Origin of the sequence: Lysobacter claricitrinus (genome assembly GCF_045866565.1) — a bacterium.
Taxonomy (GTDB): domain Bacteria; phylum Pseudomonadota; class Gammaproteobacteria; order Xanthomonadales; family Xanthomonadaceae; genus Cognatilysobacter; species Cognatilysobacter claricitrinus.
Genome location: NZ_BAAFZV010000001.1, coordinates 394,690 through 413,205 on the forward strand (window position 1 = coordinate 394,690; position 18,516 = coordinate 413,205).

An 18,516-nucleotide genomic window follows, 5' to 3' on the forward strand; every position below is an offset into this window, starting at 1 on the left:
GGCGCGGGAGGGCGGCCAGTCTAGCCGCGCACCGTGACGGCCGACGTCGCGCCGGCAGGGCGTCTGCGTTGCGCGCATGGAGCGGCGCTGCGGCCGCCTAGAATGGCCGCGATGCCCGACTCCGCCCTCCGCCGCCCGCGTCGACCGTGGGCCACGCTGCTCGCCGTGCTGGTCGCCGGTGCGGCACAGGCGTCGACGCTGGAGCGCGGCAACGGGCCGGAGCCGTCCACGCTGGATGCGCACAAGTGCCAGGAAGTCGCCTGCGGCAACGTGCTGCGCGACCTTTACGAAGGGCTGGTGACCGAAGACGCCGCCGGCCGGCTGGTGCCCGGCATGGCGCAGCGCTGGTCGGTGTCGCCCGACGGCCGCACGTGGACGTTCGTGCTGCGCGATGGGCTGCGCTGGAGCAATGGCGACGCGCTCGACGCGAATCAGATCGTCGCGAGCTTTCGTCGTGCGTTCGCGCCGGTGACGGCGGCACCGTTCGGCGAACTGTTCGACGCGCTGCATAACGCGAAGGCGGTGCAGGCGGGCGAAGTGCCGCCTGCTGCGCTCGGCGTCGACGCACCGGATGCGCGCACCGTGGTGTTCCATCTCGATCGCAGCGCGCCGTTGCCCGCTTTGCTCACGTTGCCGATCGCGTTCCCCGTCTACCTGCCTGCGATCGAACGCCTGGGCGCGCAGCACACGCGGCCCGGTGCGCTGGTCAGCAACGGCGCGTACACGCTCGCAGCGTGGACGCCGCAGGCCAATCTCGTCGTCGAACGCAATCTGCGTTTCCACGATGCGGCGAACGTCGCGATTGATCGGGTGCGGTACCAGGTCACGGAAGACGCGGCCGCCGAACTGCAACGCTTCGCCGCGGGCGACCTGCACATTACCGAGGTCGTGCCACCGCAGCCGATGGCGTCGCTGAAGAAGCGCTTCGGAGCGCAGATGCGGCTGTCGCCGTATCTCGGCGCGTTCTGGCTGGGGATCAACACGACGATCGCCCCGTTCAAGGACGGTAATTGCACACGCGTGGTGATGCCGCGCAATGACAAGGCGAATCACGGCCTGTCGCCCCTGCGCGATGGCTGCATCGATCGCGGCCACGCACTGCGTCGCGCGCTGTCGCTCGCGATCGATCGCGACCTGCTGGTGCGGCATGTCACCGGCTTCGGCGAACGCGCGGCGTACGGCGTGGTGCCGCCCGGCATCGCGGGTTACGCGCCTGCCGCGACGACGTGGTCGACGTGGACGCAGGTCGAACGCGAACGCCAGGCGCGCATGCTCTATCGCGCCGCCGGTTATGACGACGCGCATCCGCTCGAGATCGAGCTGCGCTACAACACGTCGACGCCCCATCGCCGGCTCGCGCTCGCAGTCGCCGCGATGTGGCGCCAGGTGCTGGGCGCGCACGTGCGCCTGCGCAACGAGGAGTGGAAGGTGTTCGTCGGCAACCGCAAGCAGCGCGTGATCACGCAGGTGTTCCGCGGTGGCTGGATCGCCGACGTGCCGGATGCGCGCAACTTCCTCGCGGCGTTCGGCAGCGATGGTCCGCTCAACTGGACGGGGCACGTCGATGCCGGCGTGGTCGAACGCATTGCGCGCGCCGACGCCGCGAGCAGCGACGCCGCGCGCAATGCATGGTTGCGCGCGGCCGAGACGCGACTGGTGCAGGCGGACGCGGTGATTCCGTTGTACTTCTATACGTCCAAACACCTGGTCGACCCGCGCGTGCACGGTTTCGAGGCGAACGCGCTCGACCGCCACGCCAGCCGCTGGATGCGCCTTCAGGACTGATGCCCATGCGACCGCGCCATCCCGAATTCCATCGCAGCCATCGCGCCGGCTGGTTGCGCGCCTCGGTACTGGGCGCGAACGACGGCATCGTGTCGATCTCCGGCCTTGTCGTCGGCGTGGCCGCGAGCGGTGCGTCGCACGCGGCCGTGCTCGCCAGCGGCCTCGCGGGCGTGGTGGCCGGTGCCATGTCCATGGCCGCCGGGGAATACGTCTCGGTGCAGTCGCAGGCCGACACGGAAGCGGCGGACCTTGCGAAGGAGCGCCGCGAACTCGCCGAAGAACCCGAAAGCGAATTGCGCGAACTGGCGATGATCTGGGAACGTCGCGGGCTGGATGCCGAGCTCGCGCGGCAGGTGGCCGAGCAACTCACCGCGCACGACGCGCTCGCCAGCCATGCGCGTGACGAACTCGGCATCACCGAAACGTTGCGCGCGCGACCATTGCAGGCGGCGCTTGCGTCCGGCGCGGCATTCGTCAGCGGCGCGGTGCTGCCCATCGTCGCCGCGTTGTTCGCGCCCGCGTCGCGCGTGGAAGCCGTGACGATCGCGGTGACATTGCTCGCGCTGACGTTGTCCGGTGCGCTCGCGGCGCAGGCCGGCGGTGCATCGACGGTGCGCGGCGCGATGCGGGTAGTCGGCTGGGGCGCGGTCGCGATGATGGCGGCATCGCTGATTGGGCGACTGGCGGGCATCGCGGCATGACGGCCGACATCGTCGTCCGCCGGATCCACGACGCATGACGAGGCGCCTGGTCGCGGCGCTCGCCGAAGCACTGCTCACGCTGTGGTTGCTGGCGACCTTGTGCTTCGCGCTGTTGCACGCGGCGCCGGGTGGACCGTTCGATACCGAAAAGGCGGCGCCACCCGAAGTGCAGGCGGCGCTGGCGGCGCAGTACCGGCTTGATCGCCCGGCCATCGCGCAGTACGCCGCATGGCTGGGCGACGTCGCGCACGGTGATCTCGGGCCATCGTTCCAGTACCCCGACTACCGCGTGTCGCAACTCGTCGCGCAGGCGTTGCCGGTGTCGGCGCTCAACGGCGGCCTCGCATTGCTGCTGGCATTGGTCATCGGCATCCCGGTCGGAATGCTTGCGGCGGTGCGCGCGGGTGGCGCGGTCGACCGCATCGTCATGGCGATCGCCGGGCTCGGGCTCGCGGTGCCGAAATTCGTCGTCGCGCCGATGCTGGTGCTGCTGTTCGCGGTGACGCTGCACTGGCTGCCCGCGGGCGGCTGGGGCGAGGCGCGCAACGTCGTGCTGCCGGTGATCGCGCTAGCCCTGCCGAACATCGCCTACTGCGCGAGGCTGACGCGTGCGTCGCTGCTTGAAACGCTGTCCGCCGATTACCTGCGCGCCGCGCGTTCGCGCGGGCTGTCGTCGTCGCGCGTGTTGGTCGCGCACGCGATGCCGTCCGCGCTGTTGCCGGTGATCGCGTGGCTATCGCCTGCGCTCATCAACATCGTCACCGGCTCGGCGGTGGTCGAACAGGTGTTCGGCATCCCCGGCATGGGCCGTTACTTCGTGCAGGGCGCGCTCAACCGCGATTACACGCTGGTGCTGGGCGTGGTGCTGGTCGTCGGCGCGTCGATCGTGGTGATCAATGCGCTGGTGGATGCGTTGCGCGCGTGGATCGATCCACGACTCGCTGACGGGCGCTGACGCCGCTCAGGCGGTGTCGAACTGCAGCCAGCCCGCGACCACCGCACGTGCCTCGTCGACGCCCTGTTTCGACTCGCCCGAATAGACCTGCGCGCCGACGGTGTCGCCGAAGCGGCTGCCCAGCTCGCGCTTCACCGCCTGCAGCGCCTGCATCTGCTGCCCGCGACCGAGCTTGTCGGCCTTGGTCAGAAGCGCATGCGCGGGCAGGCCGCGGTTGACCGCGTAGCCCAGCATCTGCAGGTCGTAGTCCTTCAGCGGATGGCGGATGTCCATGATCACCATCAGGCCTTTGAGCGCCTCGCGCGTGGTGAAGTAGCGGTCGATGAACGCCTGCCAGTGCGCCTGCAGGTCCTTGGGCACCTTGGCGTAGCCGTAGCCGGGCAGGTCGACCAGGTAGCGGTTCGACGGCGGCTGGTCGCGCTTGGGCTCGAAATCGAAGAAGACCAGCTGCTGGGTGCGCCCGGGCGTCTTGGAGACACGCGCCAGGCTGCCCTGCTGGCAGAGGGCGTTGAGCGCGGTCGACTTGCCGGCGTTGGAGCGGCCCGCGAACGCGACTTCGAAGCCGCCGTCGGGCGGCAACTGCGCCATGTTGTGCGCCGACAGCATGTAGCGGGCGCGCTGGAAAGGATTGGACATGCGACAAGGATCGCACGCCGGCCCGTCGCGGCCTCTCCTACCGGTCACCCGAGGCCGGTATCGTGGGATGCCGCGTTGACCCGCTACCCGGCCGGCACCGATAATTCCGCGGTTCCGGCGCCTGTTCGCGGCGCCATCCTCGCGTTTCTCCGGAGCTTCCTCGCATGCGCCATGCCCGTGTCTACGGCCTTGTCGGCCTCGCCGCCCTCGCGGTCGCCGCCGCCGCCGTCGCCCAGACCACGGTGACCCCGGTTCCGGACAAGGCGCCGGTGCAGGTCGCGCCGCTCGCCGCCGAGCACGCCACCTGGGGCGATCCGAAGAAGGGCCAGCAGAAGGCCGGCGCCTGCGCCGCCTGCCACGGCCTGGACGGCAACCCGGCGGTCGCCACGTATCCGCGCCTCGCGGGCATGCCGGAGCGCTACGTCGCCCAGCAGCTCGAGCTGTTCAAGGCGCAGCAGCGCACCACCGGCATGGCCTCGGTGATGTACCCGATCGCCGCCGTGCTGTCGGCGCAGGACATGCGCGACCTCGGCGCGTGGTTCCAGACGCAGAAGGCGGGCGCCGGCATCGCCGACGACACCGCGATCGCGGCCGGTCCGAACGCCGGCAAGAAGTTCTACGAAGTCGGCGAGACCCTGTTCCGCGGCGGCGACAAGGCGCGCGGCATCCCGGCGTGCATGGCGTGCCACGGTGGCGCAGGCCAGGGCAATCCGGGCCCGGCCTACCCGGCACTGGCCGGCCAGCAGGCCGACTACGCCAAGCGTCGCCTCGAGGAATACCGCACGGGCACCGGCGCGCCGCCGACCTACAAGAACTTCCACATCATGGCGACGATCGCCGGCAAGCTGACCGACGACGAGATCGGTTCGCTGGCCAGCTACATCCAGGGCCTGCACAACCGCGCCAACGATGCGGGCGCGCAAGGTGCGGCGCCGGTCGTTGCGTCGCCGGCCCCGGTCGCCGCCCCGGCCGCGGCCCCGACGACGACCGCTCCGACGCAGGCCACGGCACCGGCTGCGCCCGCCGCGCCGGTCGCGACCCCGACGCAGGGCTGAACTTCGCGTCGGCCGGACGGTCCGATGTGACCGACTGACCGTACCCTCGACGCCGGTCGTGCATTGCGCGGCCGGCGTTTTCGTATCCGCACTCCAAGGCCTCCGATGAATCGTCTGCTCCGCGTCGCTGCCGCCCTGCTGCTCCTGCTTCCGCTCGCCACGTTCGCCGCACCGAAGGCGCCGGTCGAAGGCGAGGACTACGAACTCATCGACGGCGGCGCGCCGTACCACGCGGTGAAAGGCCAGGTCGAGGTCGCCGAGGTGTTCGGCTATCCCTGCCCGCATTGCGCGCATTTCGAGCCGGTGCTGGAAGCATGGGTGCGCACGCTGCCGAAGCAGGCGCATTTCGTCGCGGTGCCGGCGGATTTCCGCGGTGACTGGATCCCGTTCGCGCGCGCCTATTTCGCGGCGCAGACGCTCGGCGTGGCGGAGCGCTCGCACTCGGCGATGTACAACGCGCTGCACATCGAACAGGCGCTGCCGATGAGCGACGCCTCGCCCGAGGAAATCGCCACCTTCTACCAGCGCTACGGCATCGCACCGGCGCGTTTCGTCACCGCCTACAACTCGCGTGCGGTGGACGCGGCGATGGCGCAGGCGCACGACTTCATCGTGCGCAGCCAGGTCGACGGCACGCCGACGCTGATCGTCGCCGGTCGCTACCGGGTGACGTCCAATTCGCGCGATGGCCAGCTCACCACCGCGCGCTGGCTGGTCGACCGCGAACTCGCGTCGTCGACGCGTCGATAATCCGATCTTCGATTCCGGAGTGTCCGCATGATCCGTCGTTCCGTTGTTGCTCTTGCATTCGTCGGCCTGGTCGCCCTGACCGGTTGCGAGAAGGTGCCTCCCAAGACCGCCACGCCGACGCCCAGCGCTTCGAAGAACGAATGGCGCGCGACCGCCGCCAATGTCGTCGAGGGCCGCGACTACGTGGCGATCAAGAACGGCGCGCCGTTCGAGCCGGAGGCCGGCAAGATCGAGGTCGTCGAGGTGTTCGGCTACATCTGCCCGCATTGCGCGCATTTCGAGCCGCTGCTCACCGCGTGGCGCGCGCAGCAGAAGGACGACGTCAAGTTCGTGACGGTGCCGGCGCCGTTCGGTGGCTGGTGGATGCCGTATGCGAAGGCGTACTACGCGGCGAAGGAACTCGACCTCGCCGACAAGACGCACGCCGCGGTGTTCAATGCGATCCACGTCGAGCACAGCCTGCCGGGTGAGCCGGCGATCGCGACGGACGCGCAGATCGCGCAGTTCTATGCGCGTTACGGCGCCGACGCCGCGGATTTCGCGCGCCGCATGGAAAGCGCGCCGGTCGCGCAGAAGCTTCGCGCGGCCGATGCCTTCATCGAGCGCAGCGGCGTGGACGCGACGCCGACCATGGTCGTCAACGGCAAGTACCGCGTGACCGGCAGTTCGCCGGAGGACACGCTGCGCATCGTCGACGCGCTCGTCGCGCGTGAACGCACCGCGCACTGACGTCGATACCGCGTAATCAATCGCCGCGCACCTCGCGGCTATGCTGTTCCAATCGACCGGCGCGCCACGGCCGCCGCTTCCGCAAGGAGATCGTCCCGATGTTGACCCGTTCCTTTCCGCGCCTGTCCACGCTGCGCTATCCGCTGCTGCTGACCGTCGCGCTGATGGCCACCGCCTGTGGCAAGAGCGGCGACGCGACCGCACCGACCGTCGCGGCCCCGGCCGATTCGACCGCCACGAGCGCGACCGCCGCCAGCACTACGGCCGCTGCACCCGCCGCCGCGACGCCGGCGCAGACCCGCACGCCCGGCCCGATCGTGCCGCCGCAGGGTCCGCCGCCGGTGCTCGGCACGGATTACGAGGAAATCGCGGGCGGCCAGCCGTGGCAGCCGGAGGCCGGCAAGATCGAGGTGGTCGAGGTGTTCGGCTACGTCTGCCCGGCCTGCGCGCGCTTCGCGCCGATCGTCGAGCCGTGGCACATGAAGCTTCCCGCCGACGTCAACTTCCACTACGTGCCGGCGCCGTTCGGCCCCGAGTGGGATCCGTACGCGAAGGCGTACTACGTGTCGGAACAGCTGGGCCTGGTCGAGAAGACCCACATGCCGCTGATCGACGCGATCCACGTCAAGGACAGCATGCCGGGTGAAGGCGATCCGCCGGACGAGCAGAAGATCGCCGACTTCTACGCCCAGTACGGCGCGAACCCGAAGCAGTTCCTCGACATGATGCACAGCTTCGCGGTGTCGACGAAGGTCAACCAGGGTCGCCAGTGGATGACCAAGGCGGGCGTCACCGGCACGCCGACGATCGTCATCGACGGCAAGTACCGCATCACCGGCGGCAAGACGCTGGAGGACGTGCTGCGCATCGCCGACCACCTGATCGCGATGGAACGCGCCGCGATGGCCGGCGGTGCACCGGCCGCGCCGGCTGCGCCCGCCACCGGCGGCTGACGGCACGGACGACACGTGGGCGAACGTCGGATCAAGTTGCTGAGTGCGAACATCCAGGCCGGATCAAGCACGCGCGGTTATCACGACTACGTCGCCCGCAGCTGGTCGCACGTGTTGCCGATGGGCGACAAGCGCGCGGCGCTGGACACGATCGCGCGCCTCGCCGGCGGCCACGACATCGTCGGCCTGCAGGAAAGTGACCCGGGCAGCCTGCGCTCGGGTTTCACCAACCAGACGCATTACCTCGCGCAACGCGCCGGCTTCGCCTACTGGAGCCACCAGCCGAACCGGCGCGTCGGCGGCGTGGCGTCGAGCGCGAACGGGCTGCTGAGCAAGCTCGAACCCACCGAAGTCGTCGTGCATTCGCTGCCGGGGCGCGTCAAGGGCCGCGGCGTGATGCTCGCGCGCTTCGGCAAATGCGATACACCACTGACGATCGCGGTCGCGCATCTTTCGCTGGGCGCATCGTCACGGCTCGCGCAGCTCGGATTCATCGCCGAGCTGCTCGCCGACGATCCGCACGCCGTGCTGATGGGCGACTTCAATTGCACGGTCGAAACGCCCGAGATGGACGTGCTGTTCAAGCGCACGCGGCTGCAGCCGTCGCCGCACGAGATTCCGACCTTTCCGAGCTGGGCGCCGCAACGCGCGATCGACCACATCCTGGTCGGTAGCGGCCTGCGCCAGCACGAACGGCGAGCGATGCCCGCCGCGTTTTCCGACCACCTCGCGCTGTCCGTCGAACTCGACGTGCCGGAGCAGTGCCTGCAGTGATGCAGCGACCCGCGGCGCCCGCGTTCGCGACGCCGCAACGAGATTCGACATGACCGACCTTCCGAACTGCCCCGCCTGCGGCTCCGGCCTGACCTATGTCGACGGCGCGATGCACGTCTGCCCCGAATGCGGGCATGAGTGGTCGCCGGGTGCGGACGCCAACGATGCGCAGCGCGTGCATCGCGACGCGGTCGGCAACGTGCTTGCCGATGGCGACTCTGTCACCGTGATCAAGGACCTGAAGGTGAAGGGCGCCAGCAGCGCGCTCAAGGCCGGCACGAAGGTACGCAACATTCGACTCGTCGACGAAGACCACGACATCGACTGCAAGATCGACGGCTTCGGCCCGATGAAGCTGAAGTCGGAGTTCGTGCGCAAGGCGTAACGCGACGTCAGTCGTCGTCGCGACGCATCGCGAGGTCGATGCGCTTGCGCAGTTCGTCGTCGGCGAACACATCGCGCAGCAACTTCAACGCATGTTCCAGGCGTGGGCTGTCGGCCAGCCGCATGCGTTCGATCCACCGTCGCGATGGCGTGTAATCGCCGAGATCGATGCCGGTCGCCTGGCGAATCTCCTCGAGCTTGCGCAGCCCTTCGCTCAGGCGCTCGCGCTCGCGACGCAGCGCCGGGTCGCCATCGGCCGCTTCGTCGCGCACGCGCTGCTGGCGCTCGAATTCGCGGCGATGGTGCGAGGCGAGCGCGGCGAGTTCGTCCGCATCGAACTTCGCGCGTGCGCGCATGAACGACGCGAGGAACGCGCGCGGCATCGGTTCGGGTTCGCGGGTGGCTGGGACCACGCGGCGGTGGATCACGCCCCCCGCGCGCAGTTCCCACAGGCCCCAGCCGACCGGCAACTCGCCCTCCTTCACCACGCCGGGTGCGGCGAACACGCACCAGCGGTCGCAGAAACGCGCGATGCGTTCGGCTTTGGTCGGGTTCTTCAGCTCGGCCAGCCAGTCGCCGCGCGCGCACTTGAATTCGAAGCCGGTGAGCTCGAAGCCGCGCGAGGCATGCAGCGACATCACCACCGCATCGGCGCGCGAGCCATGCACGCTGCCGGTCGCCTCGCGCACCTCGAACACGGTGACGAACTCATCGGCCGGATGCGCGAGCTTGAGCGCAACGCAGAGATCGTGGCTGGTGATTTTCGCGTCGCGCATCGGCGAGGCTTCGGCGGCAGCGGCGGACACGCGTATCTCGACGTTCGGCATGTCGAGCCAGTGTCAGCGCGACGCGTCTCAACACGCGCGACGCGATGGATCAGGCCGTCGTCGGCACCGGTGCATCCACCGGCGACAGCGGCAGCACGAGGCGCATGGTCGTGCCCTCGCCCGGAACGCTGTCGATGTCGAGACGGCCGCCCGCGGTTTCGACGATGCGACGGCACGACAATAGGCCCAGGCCCGTGCCCTGCGTCTTGGTGGTGAAGAACGGCGTGAACAGCCGCGGCAGCACGTCCGCCGGAATGCCGCAGCCGGTGTCCTGCACTTCGATGCGCACGACGTCGCCGGCGAGGTCGTGCTGCACGTCGACCGACACCGAGAGCCGCCCGGCCGGCTGGCCTTCCATCGCCTGCAGGCCGTTGAGGCAGAGGTTGAGCAGGCACTGCTGCAACGCCGTGGCGTCGATCGACAGGCGCAGCCCCGGCTCGATCGTCGGGAAGGTAACGCTGACGCTGCGCGGCACCGAACCGCCCAGCAGGATGCGTACGCTCGCGAGCACTTCGGCGACGTCGGCCGGGCGCGTGTCCTGATGACGGCCGCGCGCGTAATCGACCATCGCCTGCGCGAGGTCGTGGCCGCGACGCGCGGCTTCCTCGACCACGTCGGCGGCGCGCAGCGCCATGGCGCGGTCTTCCTTCGCGCGCAGCAACGTCGGCAGCAGGCTCAGCGGTTGCAGCACGTTGCGCAGGTCGTGGCTGAGGCCGGCGACCAGCAGCGCGAGTGCTTCGTTGCGTTGCGCGCGCATCAGTTCGCGATCGGCGCGTTCGCGGTCGACGATCGCCTCGGCCTCGCGCACCGCGCGCAAGACCGCATTCGCCAGGCGGCGCGGGTTCTGCTTCAGCACGTAGTCCGTCGCGCCCTGCTGCAGTGCGAGCACCGCGGCGTCCTCGCCCATCGCACCGGACAGGAACACGAACGGCAGGCGCGGCGCCTGTTCGCGCACGATGCGCAGCGCACGCGCCCCGGAAAACCCGGGCAGGTCGGAGTCGGAGATCACCAGGTCGGGGGTGGACGTGGCGAGCGCGTTACGCAATCCGTCTTCGTCGTCGACGCGATCGAAGGCGTGGGCGACGCCTTCGTCCTCCAGCAACGTGGAGAAGAGCTCGGCGTCTTCCGCCGAATCCTCGATCCACAGGATGCGCAGTGCGCGGTCCATTTCAGTGCTTGTCGTCCGGTGCTTCGTTGAACACGCCCCAGAACTGGCCGAGCGTGCGCACCGCGATGAAGAACTGTTCGACATCGACCGGCTTCACCACGTACGCGTTGACGCCGAGGTTCCAGCTGCGCGCGAGATCGTTCTCCTCGCGCGACGACGAGAGGATCACCACCGGCAGGGTGCGGAACTGCGGGTCCTCGCGCAGCGTGCGCAGCACTTCGAGGCCGTCCATGCGCGGCATCTTGATGTCGAGCAGCAGCACGGCCGGCAGGTCGTTCGTGCGACCGGCGAACGCCCCGCGGCGGTAGAGGAAATCGAGCACCTCGACGCCGTCTTCGACGTGGACGATCGGATTGGCGAGGTTCGCCTCGCGCAGCGCGTCGAGCGCCATTTCGGCGTCGGCGGGACTGTCTTCGGCGAGCAGGATGGTGCGGAGCTTGTTCATGCGGTTTCCCCTGGAATTCGAGCCGGTGCGTCGAGCATTTCGGGCAGTGTGAAATGGAACGTGGCGCCGCGGTCGGGTTCGGCTTCCGCCCAGACCTCGCCGTCGTGGCGCGCGACCACGCGCCGCACGCTGGCAAGGCCAATGCCCGTGCCCGGGTATTCGCTCGCCTTGTGCAGGCGCTGGAACACGCCGAACAGCTTGGACGCATAGGCCATGTCGAAACCGGCGCCATTGTCGCGCACGATGAAATGGTGCGCGCCGTCGGATCGACGCTCATGTTCGACACGGATCACGGGTGGCGTGCGATGCCCGCTGTACTTCACCGCATTGCCGAGCAGGTTCTGCCACACCTGCCGCATCATGTTTTCGTCGGCGATCACCACCGGCAGCGGTGCGATTTCCCACCGGATCGCCGGCGCGTCGGGCTTTTCGGCCGCGCGCGTGGCATCGAACATCGAACGCAGGTCGGCGATCAGTGATTGCAGGTCGACCGCCTGCAAACGGATCGCGTTGCGACCCAGGCGGCTGTAGACGAGAAGATCGTCGATCAGCGACCCCATGCGGTTCGCCGAGTCGGAAATCACCTTGAGGTAGTGACGCGACTTGTCGTCGGCCGCCGCGCCCAGATGGCGGTCGAGCTTGTCGGCGAAACCGGCGATGTGGCGCAGCGGCGCGCGCAGGTCGTGCGACACCGAATAGCTGAAAGCCTCGAGTTCGCGGTTGACCTCCGACACCTGCCCGACCTTGCCTTCGAGCTGGCGGTTGAGCTCGCGCACGCGCTCCTCGGCGGTCTTGTGCACCGTGAGGTCGCTGGCGGTCAGCAGCACACCGGGAACGCCGCCGCGCGTGGCCGTCATGCGCACCGCGTTGACCACCATGTAGCGCGTCTGGCCGTCGGTGGTGGTCTGGGTGAGCTCGAAATCCCACAGCTCGCGACCGCGCCCGGCGACGTCGCGCAGGCGCTGCAGGAACACGGCGTCGCTCCACGCGCCGCCGCCGACATCGGTAAGCGCACGCCCGGCCACGTCGCGCGGGTCCAGGCCGTACAGCTCGCGGAACGCGTCGTTGGCGAGCACCAGCGCGAGGTCGGCGTCGACCAGCGCGATCGGTTCGCGCACCGACTGCAGGATCGCCTGTGCGCGTTCGGCCACTTCGCGGCTGCTCTGTTCCTGCTCGATGCGTCGATCGGTTTCGCGCTTCCACAGCAGCGCGATCGCGACCAGCAGGATGAGCTGCGCGAGCGCGGCGCCCGCGCCGACCCACAACGTGCGTTCGCGCGCGTTCGTCGATGCGGCGTCGCGTTCGGCGGCGAGCCGCGTTTCCTCGGCGATGACCTGGTTGGCGAGTTCGCGGACGGGCGAACGCGTCGTCATTTCGCGCGCCATGGCCTGCAGCGCGCGCGGGTCGGCGGACCGGCCGATCCGCTCGGCGTAGGCCATGCGCTGTTCGATGCGCTCGCGCAGCTGGCCGACGCGGACCTGCTGCGAGGGGTTGTCGCGCGTGATCGTCTGCAGCCGATCGAGGTCGTGCGGCGCGTTGGCGAGCGCATTGGTGAGGCGTTGACGCACCAGCGGGGTGTCCGCGCCGACGACCAGCGCGAGCGCGGCGGATTCGGCGTCGCGCACGTCGGTGATCACGCTGCGGGCGGTGGCCTCGACCTGGTAGCTGTGGGCCAGCCAGCGCGCGGCGTCGTAGGCGGTGCGGTTCATCGCGCGCTGCACGAGGAACGGGGCGAGCACGATGACGGCGATGCCGACGAGCACGAGCCAGGCGCGCAGGCCCGCCTGGGTCAGGAGGGGCATGGGGGGCCACGAACGGGAGGTGGTCGGCGATGGTACCTGCCCGCCCAAGCGGCCGTGCGTGTCGCCGCCGTAAAAAAAAACGGCCGGTGGAAACCACCGGCCGTCGGTACCGCAGGGAACGGGTCCCGTTAGAACTTGTACTGCAGGTCGAGGTACCAGAAGCGCCACGGCAGGTCGTAGGTGCCCGCGTCGTAGCCGTTCAGCGAACACGTCACGCAGATCGGCGCGTCCTTGCCGAACAGGTTGTTGACGCCGAACGTGAGCTTGAGGCCCTCGGCGCCGAACGCGCGGTTCCACTCGGCCTGGACGTCGTGGTACGTCGTCGCGCCGAGGTGGTTGAAGCCGGCGCTGGACGGGCAGCCCGAAGCCGGGGTCTTCGCCGCGTTCGCGCAGGCTTCCTCGACGTCGCTGATGTAGCGGATCGCCCAGTTGACGTTCCAGTCGCCCATCTTCCAGCCGAGCTGGGTGTTGGCCTGCCACGACGGGATCGCGCTGTCGCTGACCTCGATGCCGACTTCCTGCTGCGTCTTGTTGCCATCCTTGTCGACCGCACTGAAGCCGATCGTGTGGGTGGCCTGCAGCGAGACGCTCGGCGTGCCCCAGCTCATCTCGTGACCGACCCAGTTGGCCTTCAGGTCGATGCCGCTGGTGGTGATGGTGCCGAGGTTGTCGAGGAAGTCGGTCGGCGGGTTGAGGTTGCCGCCCGCGCCGCGGGTGAAGCCCGAGCACGCCGTGCCGGAGATCGAGCCGTCATAGCAGCCGTTGAGCAACGCCTGGATGTCCGGCGCCTGGATCGCGTCGGTGACCTTGTAGTGGAAGTAGCTGGACTCGAGGTCGAAGCGCGACGACCAGTCGCTGGCGAACGCCGGCGACCACACGAAGCCGAGGTTGTAGTTCTTCGACTTCTCCGGCTGCAGGTCCGGATTACCGCCGGTGAAGGTGGTGATCTGCGTGTTGGCCTGCTCGAACGACGTCGACACGCCCGCGGCATTACACGCCGCGCGGTACTGCGGGTCGCCGCCCGGATTGCCGGTCGGGCCGCAGGGGTCGACCAGCGTCGCGCCGAACTGGGTCAGGCCGTACAGCTCGCCGAGGTTCGGTGCGCGGAAGCCTTCCGAGTAGGTGCCACGGACGACGAGGTCCTTGATCGGCTGCCACTTGAAGCCGACCTTGCCGGTGGTTGCGCCGCCAAAGGTCGAGTAGTCCGAGTAGCGCAGCGCGAAGTCGGTGCTGAACACCTCGGCCCACGGCACCTGCAACTCGCCGTAGATCTCGTTGACGGTGTACGACGCCGACACCGGCGCGGCGAACGAGTCCTGCGACTCGCCGCTCTGGCGCAGCGGATCGGGGTTGAACTCGCCGTCGTACTTGCGATGCTCGGCGCCGACCGCGAAGCCCGCGTGGCGGTCGCCGATCTGCCACAGGTCGCCGGTGACGTTCGCGCTCAGCAGGTCGAGAACCTGCTTGCTCGAATCGCGCTGGTCGGTGGTGATGTAGTCGAGCATGGCCTGCGTCATCGGACGCGTCTGGCCACCGAACAGGTCGAGCGGCACGCAGCCCGGCACGGCGGCGCAGATGTTCACGTCACCCAGTGCGAGCTTGAGCTTGGCGACGTTGAAGCCGTTGAGGAACTGCTGCTCGGCCTTGTTCTCCGAGTGCGCGTAGTCGACGTTCCAGTCGAAGTTGTGCTCGCCCGCCTGGAACGCGCCTTCGAAGCCGAGGCCCACATACCAGGTGTCGACGTCCTGGCGGAACATGCGCGGCCCGAGCTCGAGCGGACGCTTGGTCACCCACCCGAAGTTGGTCGCCGGATCCAGCGTGATGCCGGTGGGGTTGTACGGGTTGTTGGCCGCGATGCTGATGGTGTCGGCGATGCCGCCGGTACCCGCGAACGGGCCGACGAAGATCGGCTCGGGCGCCGCCTGGTTCTCGGAAACGCGGTTGTTGTAGAGCGCCTTGGCATGGAACGACAGCGAGTCGTTGATGTCGTAGCGCGCACTACCGAACAGCGACTTGCGCTTGGACGGCGTCAGGATCAGGTTGTACGGCGCGAAGTTGAAGCGGTCCGCACTGCTGAAGTTGTGGTACGTGCCCGGCGCGGTGGTCGGGTTGCCTGCGTTGTAGTTCGGCAGCGCACCACCGTTGAGCGTGATGTCGAACCAGTCGTTGCCCTGCGGATCGCAGAAGCCCGGCGTGCCCGGCGTCGCGATGCGCGGATCGCAGAAGGTGTAGCGACCCTGCGGAACGGCCGAGCTGCCGGCGCCGAGGCCCGCGCCCGGAACCGGGAACGAGGACTGGTCCCACTCCGCGGAGCTGATGCCCTTCTGCTCGACATACGCCGCGCTCAGCACGCCGGTGAAGTTGTCGCTGCTGCCGCCGACGGTGATGTCGGCTTCGGTGTCATCGCCGCCGTGGCCGTAGCTGCCGGCCTTCACGTGGACCATCGCGCCGTCGAACTTCTTCTTGGTGATGATGTTCACGACGCCCGCGATCGCGTCGGAGCCGTAGATCGCCGAGGCGCCGTCTTCCAGCACTTCGATGCGTTCGACGATGGCGAGCGGGATGGTGTTGAGGTCGGCCGAGCCGCTCACGCCGGACGCGGAGGACTCGTTGACCCAACGGATGCCGTCGACGAGCACCAGCACGCGCTGGCTGCCGAGATTGCGCAGGTCGACCTGCGCCGAGCCGGCGCCGATGCCGCCGCCGCTGGCCGGGTAGCCGAAGTTGCCCGACGAGTTGAACTTGGCGTTCAGCGCCTTGCCGCTGGCGGTGAGCGTCTGCAGGAAGTCACCGATCGAGGTGGCGCCGCTCTGGTCGATCTGCTGGCGCGTGATGACCGCGACCGGCTGGCTGGTCACCTTCTCGGTCTGGCGGATGCGCGAGCCGGTCACCGTGACCGAATCGAGCTGCTGGGCCTTGTCGGCCGGGGTCGGCGCGGGGGTCTGGGCGGCGGCTAGGCCGGGCAGCGCGACGAGCATGGACAGCTGGATGGCTTTCGCCAGGGAGTGACGCCGCAACGCTTTCATCGATCTCTCTCTCCGTAAGAAATGCACAAAGCAGGGCCCCGCCGCATTCGTTGATGCGACGTCACGTGCTTGTAAAGGTTTCGTGAACCTGCGACAAGCGCCGAAGTTCAGGATCGGCCTGTCGCGCCGATAAGCGGTGCAGTTCACGAGGGCGATTGGCGCTTCGTCACACCGGTGGCCGGACACGGTTTCGATGCGCGTTTTGCGTGTGTCCGGCGCTGCGGCATGCGTGCAGTCGGCGGCACTACCGTGCGGTCGCGTCCCGCGGTCATTCGCTCGATACGCTCGTCGGTTCTCCGTCGCACAAAGCGTCCCGCGCGACAGGTCGACGCGTCGCCCGCCGCCGCCTGCGACACCGAACCGACGCTCGCGTTACGTGAAGCCGATGCGCACGGCCGATTCAGCGTGCATCGCTATAGTCCGCCGATGCGTCGCCTCCCCCTGCTGCCGTTATCGTCGATTCTCGCCCTCGTGCTCGCCGGCACCCTGCCTGCGTGCGCGCAGATGCCGCCGCCGGATGCCAAAGCCGCCGGCCCGGCCACGCCCGTCGCGGCGGTGGCGGCGGTGCTGCCCGCGGCGCGACTGGATCCACAGCTCGCGCGCGTGCGCGAAGCGCTCGCCGCCGCGGAAGCCGGCACGTTCGACGCCGCGGCCTATTCGGACCTCGTGCGGCATCCGCTTTACGGCTGGATCGAGTACGCGACGTTGCGACGCGACCTCGCGTCGCTGGACCGCGCACGCGCCGACAGCTTCCTGAGCCGCTATGGCGGTCAGGCGGCGGGCGAAACCTTCCGCGCCGCATGGCTCGCGGAAGCGACGCGTCGTCAGGACTGGGCCGCGGTCGACGCCGCGTGGAAACCGACGATCAAGGATGTCGGGTTGCGGTGCAGCGCACTGCAGGCGCAGGCCGCGCTGGGTCGCACCACGCCGGACTGGACGCAACAGGCGCAGACGATCTGGCGCGAAGGCGCCGAGTCGCTGCCGTCGCAATGCGACCCGGTGTTCAGCGCACTCGACGCACGCGGCGGCCTGACGCCCGAGCTGCGCTGGGAACGTCTGGAAAAAGCCGCCGAGGCCTGGCAACCCGCAGTGATGCGCACTGCCGCGCGCGGGCTGCCGGCTGACCAGGCCGCGCTCGGCAACGATTACGCATCGTTCGTCGAAGCGCTCAACGACCGCGCATTGCAGTGGCCCAAGACTGAGCGCAGCCGGCGCATCGCGTCGTATGGGCTCGCGCGCTACGCGAAGTCGGTGCCGCAGGACGCGCAGGCGCAGCTCGACAAGTTCGGGCCGACGCTGGGCTTCACCGAGGTCGAGCGCGGTCGCGTGCTGTACCAGGCGGCGCTGTGGACCGCGTCGTCGTATGAGCCCGGCGCCGCGCAGAAGCTCGCCGCCGTGCCGGCGTCGGCTTACGACGACCGCCTGCGCGAATGGCGCGCGCGCGAAGCGATCGCGCGCTCGGACTGGGCGGGTGCGCTCGCGGCGATCCGCAGCATGACGGGTAAGCAGCGCGACGATTCGCGCTGGCAGTACTTCGAAGCACGCCTGTCCGAACTGCAGGGCGACCGCGCCACCGCGCAGCGCCTGTACCGCGCCGCCGCGGCGAAGCCGGAATTCCACGGCTTCCTCGCGGCCGACCGCATCGGCCAGGCGTACACGCTGTGTCCGTGGATTCCCGGCGATTCGCCGTCGACGCGTACCGCGGTGTCGGCCGATCCCGCGTTGCAACGCGCGTTCGCGTTGTGGGACATCGACCGGCCCGGCTGGGCGACGGCGGAATGGAATGACGCACTCACGCGCTTCGATGCGTCCCAGCGCATCACCGCGGTCGAACTCGCGCAGCAACACGGCTGGTTCGATCGCGCGGTGTTCTCGCTCGGCAAGCCGGATCCGGAAGAGCTGCGCCTGTACACGTTGCGCTTCCCGATCCACCACGAAGCGACGATCCGTCGCGAAGCGCAGAAGAACGGCCTCGATCCCGCGTGGGTCGCCGCCGAGATCCGTGCCGAGAGCGTGTTCAATCCGAAGGCGCGCTCGGGTGCGAATGCGATCGGGCTGATGCAGCTCATCCCGTCGACCGGCGCCGCCACCGCGGCGCGCGTCGGCATGCCGTGGGGCGGCGAGTCCAGCCTGTACGACCCGGACACGTCGATCATCCTCGGCAGCGCCTACCTGCGACAGCTGCTCGACGGCTACGGCGAAGGCAAGCCGTACTACACGCTCGCCGGCTACAACGCCGGGCCGGCGCCGCTCGCGCGCTGGAAGTCGCAGCGCCCCGGCATGGATCCGGATTTCTGGATCGAGACCATCACCTACAAGGAAACGCGCGACTACGTGGCGCGCGTGCTCGCCTTCAGCGTGCTCTACGACTGGCGCATGACCGGCGACGCACTGCGCATCAGCGACCGCCTGCGCGGCAACTTCGGCGGCCAGCGCACGTCGTTCTCGTGTCCGCTGGCGACCACGCCGCCGGCACCGCAGGCGCTACCGCCGAAATCGCGTCGCGGCTGAGGCATCCTTGGCGCT

At 69.1% G+C, this 18,516-nt stretch carries 16 protein-coding genes; 10 read left to right on the forward strand and 6 right to left on the reverse strand.

Annotated elements, in window-relative coordinates:
• The first annotated feature begins 111 nt into the window (after positions 1-111).
• Genes ACKTTN_RS01750 through ACKTTN_RS01760 form a run of 3 tightly spaced genes read left to right on the forward strand, consistent with a single transcriptional unit; the run spans position 112 to position 3,441 of the window.
• Entirely contained in the window at positions 112-1,785 is a 1,674-nt protein-coding gene (locus tag ACKTTN_RS01750; protein WP_407908153.1) for a peptide ABC transporter substrate-binding protein, read from the forward strand.
• Positions 1,786-1,790: 5 nt separating this feature from the next.
• On the forward strand, positions 1,791-2,486 hold the full coding sequence (locus ACKTTN_RS01755) for a VIT1/CCC1 transporter family protein (protein ID WP_407908154.1): 696 nt from the start codon (positions 1,791-1,793) through the stop codon (positions 2,484-2,486).
• Between the two features lie 34 nt (positions 2,487-2,520).
• The gene (locus ACKTTN_RS01760) at positions 2,521-3,441 is read left to right on the forward strand and encodes an ABC transporter permease subunit (RefSeq protein ID WP_407908155.1); all 921 of its coding nucleotides are present in this window, start codon (positions 2,521-2,523) and stop codon (positions 3,439-3,441) included.
• Positions 3,442-3,447: 6 nt separating this feature from the next.
• On the opposite strand, the gene yihA is transcribed toward ACKTTN_RS01760, so the two are convergent.
• Complete coding sequence (yihA, locus tag ACKTTN_RS01765; protein ID WP_407908156.1) at positions 3,448-4,077, reverse strand: ribosome biogenesis GTP-binding protein YihA/YsxC; 630 nt, start codon at positions 4,075-4,077, stop codon at positions 3,448-3,450.
• A 164-nt stretch (positions 4,078-4,241) separates the two neighbouring features.
• On the opposite strand from yihA, the gene ACKTTN_RS01770 reads away from it, so the two are divergent.
• From ACKTTN_RS01770 to ACKTTN_RS01795, 6 genes are all read left to right on the forward strand, one after another.
• Positions 4,242-5,132, forward strand: a complete 891-nt coding sequence (locus ACKTTN_RS01770; protein WP_407908157.1) for a c-type cytochrome — start codon at positions 4,242-4,244, stop codon at positions 5,130-5,132.
• Positions 5,133-5,237: 105 nt separating this feature from the next.
• Entirely contained in the window at positions 5,238-5,882 is a 645-nt protein-coding gene (locus ACKTTN_RS01775; protein WP_407908158.1) for a thiol:disulfide interchange protein DsbA/DsbL, read from the forward strand.
• A 27-nt stretch (positions 5,883-5,909) separates the two neighbouring features.
• On the forward strand, positions 5,910-6,611 hold the full coding sequence (locus tag ACKTTN_RS01780) for a thiol:disulfide interchange protein DsbA/DsbL (protein ID WP_407908159.1): 702 nt from the start codon (positions 5,910-5,912) through the stop codon (positions 6,609-6,611).
• A 98-nt stretch (positions 6,612-6,709) separates the two neighbouring features.
• The gene (locus ACKTTN_RS01785) at positions 6,710-7,564 is read left to right on the forward strand and encodes a thiol:disulfide interchange protein DsbA/DsbL (protein WP_407908160.1); all 855 of its coding nucleotides are present in this window, start codon (positions 6,710-6,712) and stop codon (positions 7,562-7,564) included.
• A gap of 36 nt (positions 7,565-7,600) precedes the next feature.
• Entirely contained in the window at positions 7,601-8,338 is a 738-nt protein-coding gene (locus tag ACKTTN_RS01790; protein ID WP_407908694.1) for an endonuclease/exonuclease/phosphatase family protein, read from the forward strand.
• A gap of 49 nt (positions 8,339-8,387) precedes the next feature.
• Complete coding sequence (locus ACKTTN_RS01795) at positions 8,388-8,723, forward strand: zinc ribbon domain-containing protein YjdM (protein WP_407908161.1); 336 nt, start codon at positions 8,388-8,390, stop codon at positions 8,721-8,723.
• A 7-nt stretch (positions 8,724-8,730) separates the two neighbouring features.
• Here the strand turns inward: ACKTTN_RS01795 and ACKTTN_RS01800 are convergent, their stop codons facing one another.
• From ACKTTN_RS01800 to ACKTTN_RS01820, 5 genes are all read right to left on the reverse strand, one after another.
• Positions 8,731-9,528 carry a hypothetical protein gene (locus tag ACKTTN_RS01800; protein WP_407908162.1) on the reverse strand — a complete coding sequence of 266 codons (798 nt, stop codon included), beginning with the start codon at positions 9,526-9,528 and terminating at the stop codon, positions 8,731-8,733.
• 70 nt (positions 9,529-9,598) lie between these two features.
• Entirely contained in the window at positions 9,599-10,717 is a 1,119-nt protein-coding gene (locus ACKTTN_RS01805; protein ID WP_407908163.1) for a sensor histidine kinase, read from the reverse strand.
• 1 nt (position 10,718) lies between these two features.
• The gene (locus ACKTTN_RS01810) at positions 10,719-11,162 is read right to left on the reverse strand and encodes a response regulator (protein ID WP_407908164.1); all 444 of its coding nucleotides are present in this window, start codon (positions 11,160-11,162) and stop codon (positions 10,719-10,721) included.
• Positions 11,159-12,964 (reverse strand): sensor histidine kinase, encoded by a 1,806-nt coding sequence (locus ACKTTN_RS01815; protein WP_407908165.1) that lies wholly within the window; start codon positions 12,962-12,964, stop codon positions 11,159-11,161. Before ACKTTN_RS01815 ends, ACKTTN_RS01810 begins: the two co-directional genes overlap by 4 nt.
• A 128-nt stretch (positions 12,965-13,092) precedes the next feature.
• Positions 13,093-15,990, reverse strand: coding sequence for a TonB-dependent receptor plug domain-containing protein (locus ACKTTN_RS01820; RefSeq protein WP_407908166.1), 2,898 nt, complete (start codon positions 15,988-15,990; stop codon positions 13,093-13,095).
• Between the two features lie 504 nt (positions 15,991-16,494).
• Here ACKTTN_RS01820 and ACKTTN_RS01825 point away from each other — a divergent pair.
• Positions 16,495-18,501, forward strand: a complete 2,007-nt coding sequence (locus ACKTTN_RS01825) for a lytic transglycosylase domain-containing protein (RefSeq protein ID WP_407908695.1) — start codon at positions 16,495-16,497, stop codon at positions 18,499-18,501.
• Positions 18,502-18,516 lie beyond the last annotated feature (15 nt).

What these genes read in the sequence shown, in the direction of transcription:
- ACKTTN_RS01815 (WP_407908165.1), bottom strand. Translation starts at nt 12,964, where the DNA reads ATGCCCCTCCTGACCCAGGCGGGCCTGCGCGCCTGGCTCGTGCTCGTC.
- ACKTTN_RS01780 (WP_407908159.1), top strand. Translation starts at nt 5,910, where the DNA reads ATGATCCGTCGTTCCGTTGTTGCTCTTGCATTCGTCGGCCTGGTCGCC.
- ACKTTN_RS01805 (WP_407908163.1), bottom strand. Translation starts at nt 10,717, where the DNA reads ATGGACCGCGCACTGCGCATCCTGTGGATCGAGGATTCGGCGGAAGAC.
- ACKTTN_RS01750 (WP_407908153.1), top strand. Translation starts at nt 112, where the DNA reads ATGCCCGACTCCGCCCTCCGCCGCCCGCGTCGACCGTGGGCCACGCTG.
- ACKTTN_RS01785 (WP_407908160.1), top strand. Translation starts at nt 6,710, where the DNA reads ATGTTGACCCGTTCCTTTCCGCGCCTGTCCACGCTGCGCTATCCGCTG.
- ACKTTN_RS01755 (WP_407908154.1), top strand. Translation starts at nt 1,791, where the DNA reads ATGCGACCGCGCCATCCCGAATTCCATCGCAGCCATCGCGCCGGCTGG.
- ACKTTN_RS01825 (WP_407908695.1), top strand. Translation starts at nt 16,495, where the DNA reads ATGCCGCCGCCGGATGCCAAAGCCGCCGGCCCGGCCACGCCCGTCGCG.
- ACKTTN_RS01810 (WP_407908164.1), bottom strand. Translation starts at nt 11,162, where the DNA reads ATGAACAAGCTCCGCACCATCCTGCTCGCCGAAGACAGTCCCGCCGAC.
- ACKTTN_RS01795 (WP_407908161.1), top strand. Translation starts at nt 8,388, where the DNA reads ATGACCGACCTTCCGAACTGCCCCGCCTGCGGCTCCGGCCTGACCTAT.
- yihA (WP_407908156.1), bottom strand. Translation starts at nt 4,077, where the DNA reads ATGTCCAATCCTTTCCAGCGCGCCCGCTACATGCTGTCGGCGCACAAC.
- ACKTTN_RS01760 (WP_407908155.1), top strand. Translation starts at nt 2,521, where the DNA reads ATGACGAGGCGCCTGGTCGCGGCGCTCGCCGAAGCACTGCTCACGCTG.
- ACKTTN_RS01770 (WP_407908157.1), top strand. Translation starts at nt 4,242, where the DNA reads ATGCGCCATGCCCGTGTCTACGGCCTTGTCGGCCTCGCCGCCCTCGCG.
- ACKTTN_RS01775 (WP_407908158.1), top strand. Translation starts at nt 5,238, where the DNA reads ATGAATCGTCTGCTCCGCGTCGCTGCCGCCCTGCTGCTCCTGCTTCCG.
- ACKTTN_RS01820 (WP_407908166.1), bottom strand. Translation starts at nt 15,990, where the DNA reads ATGAAAGCGTTGCGGCGTCACTCCCTGGCGAAAGCCATCCAGCTGTCC.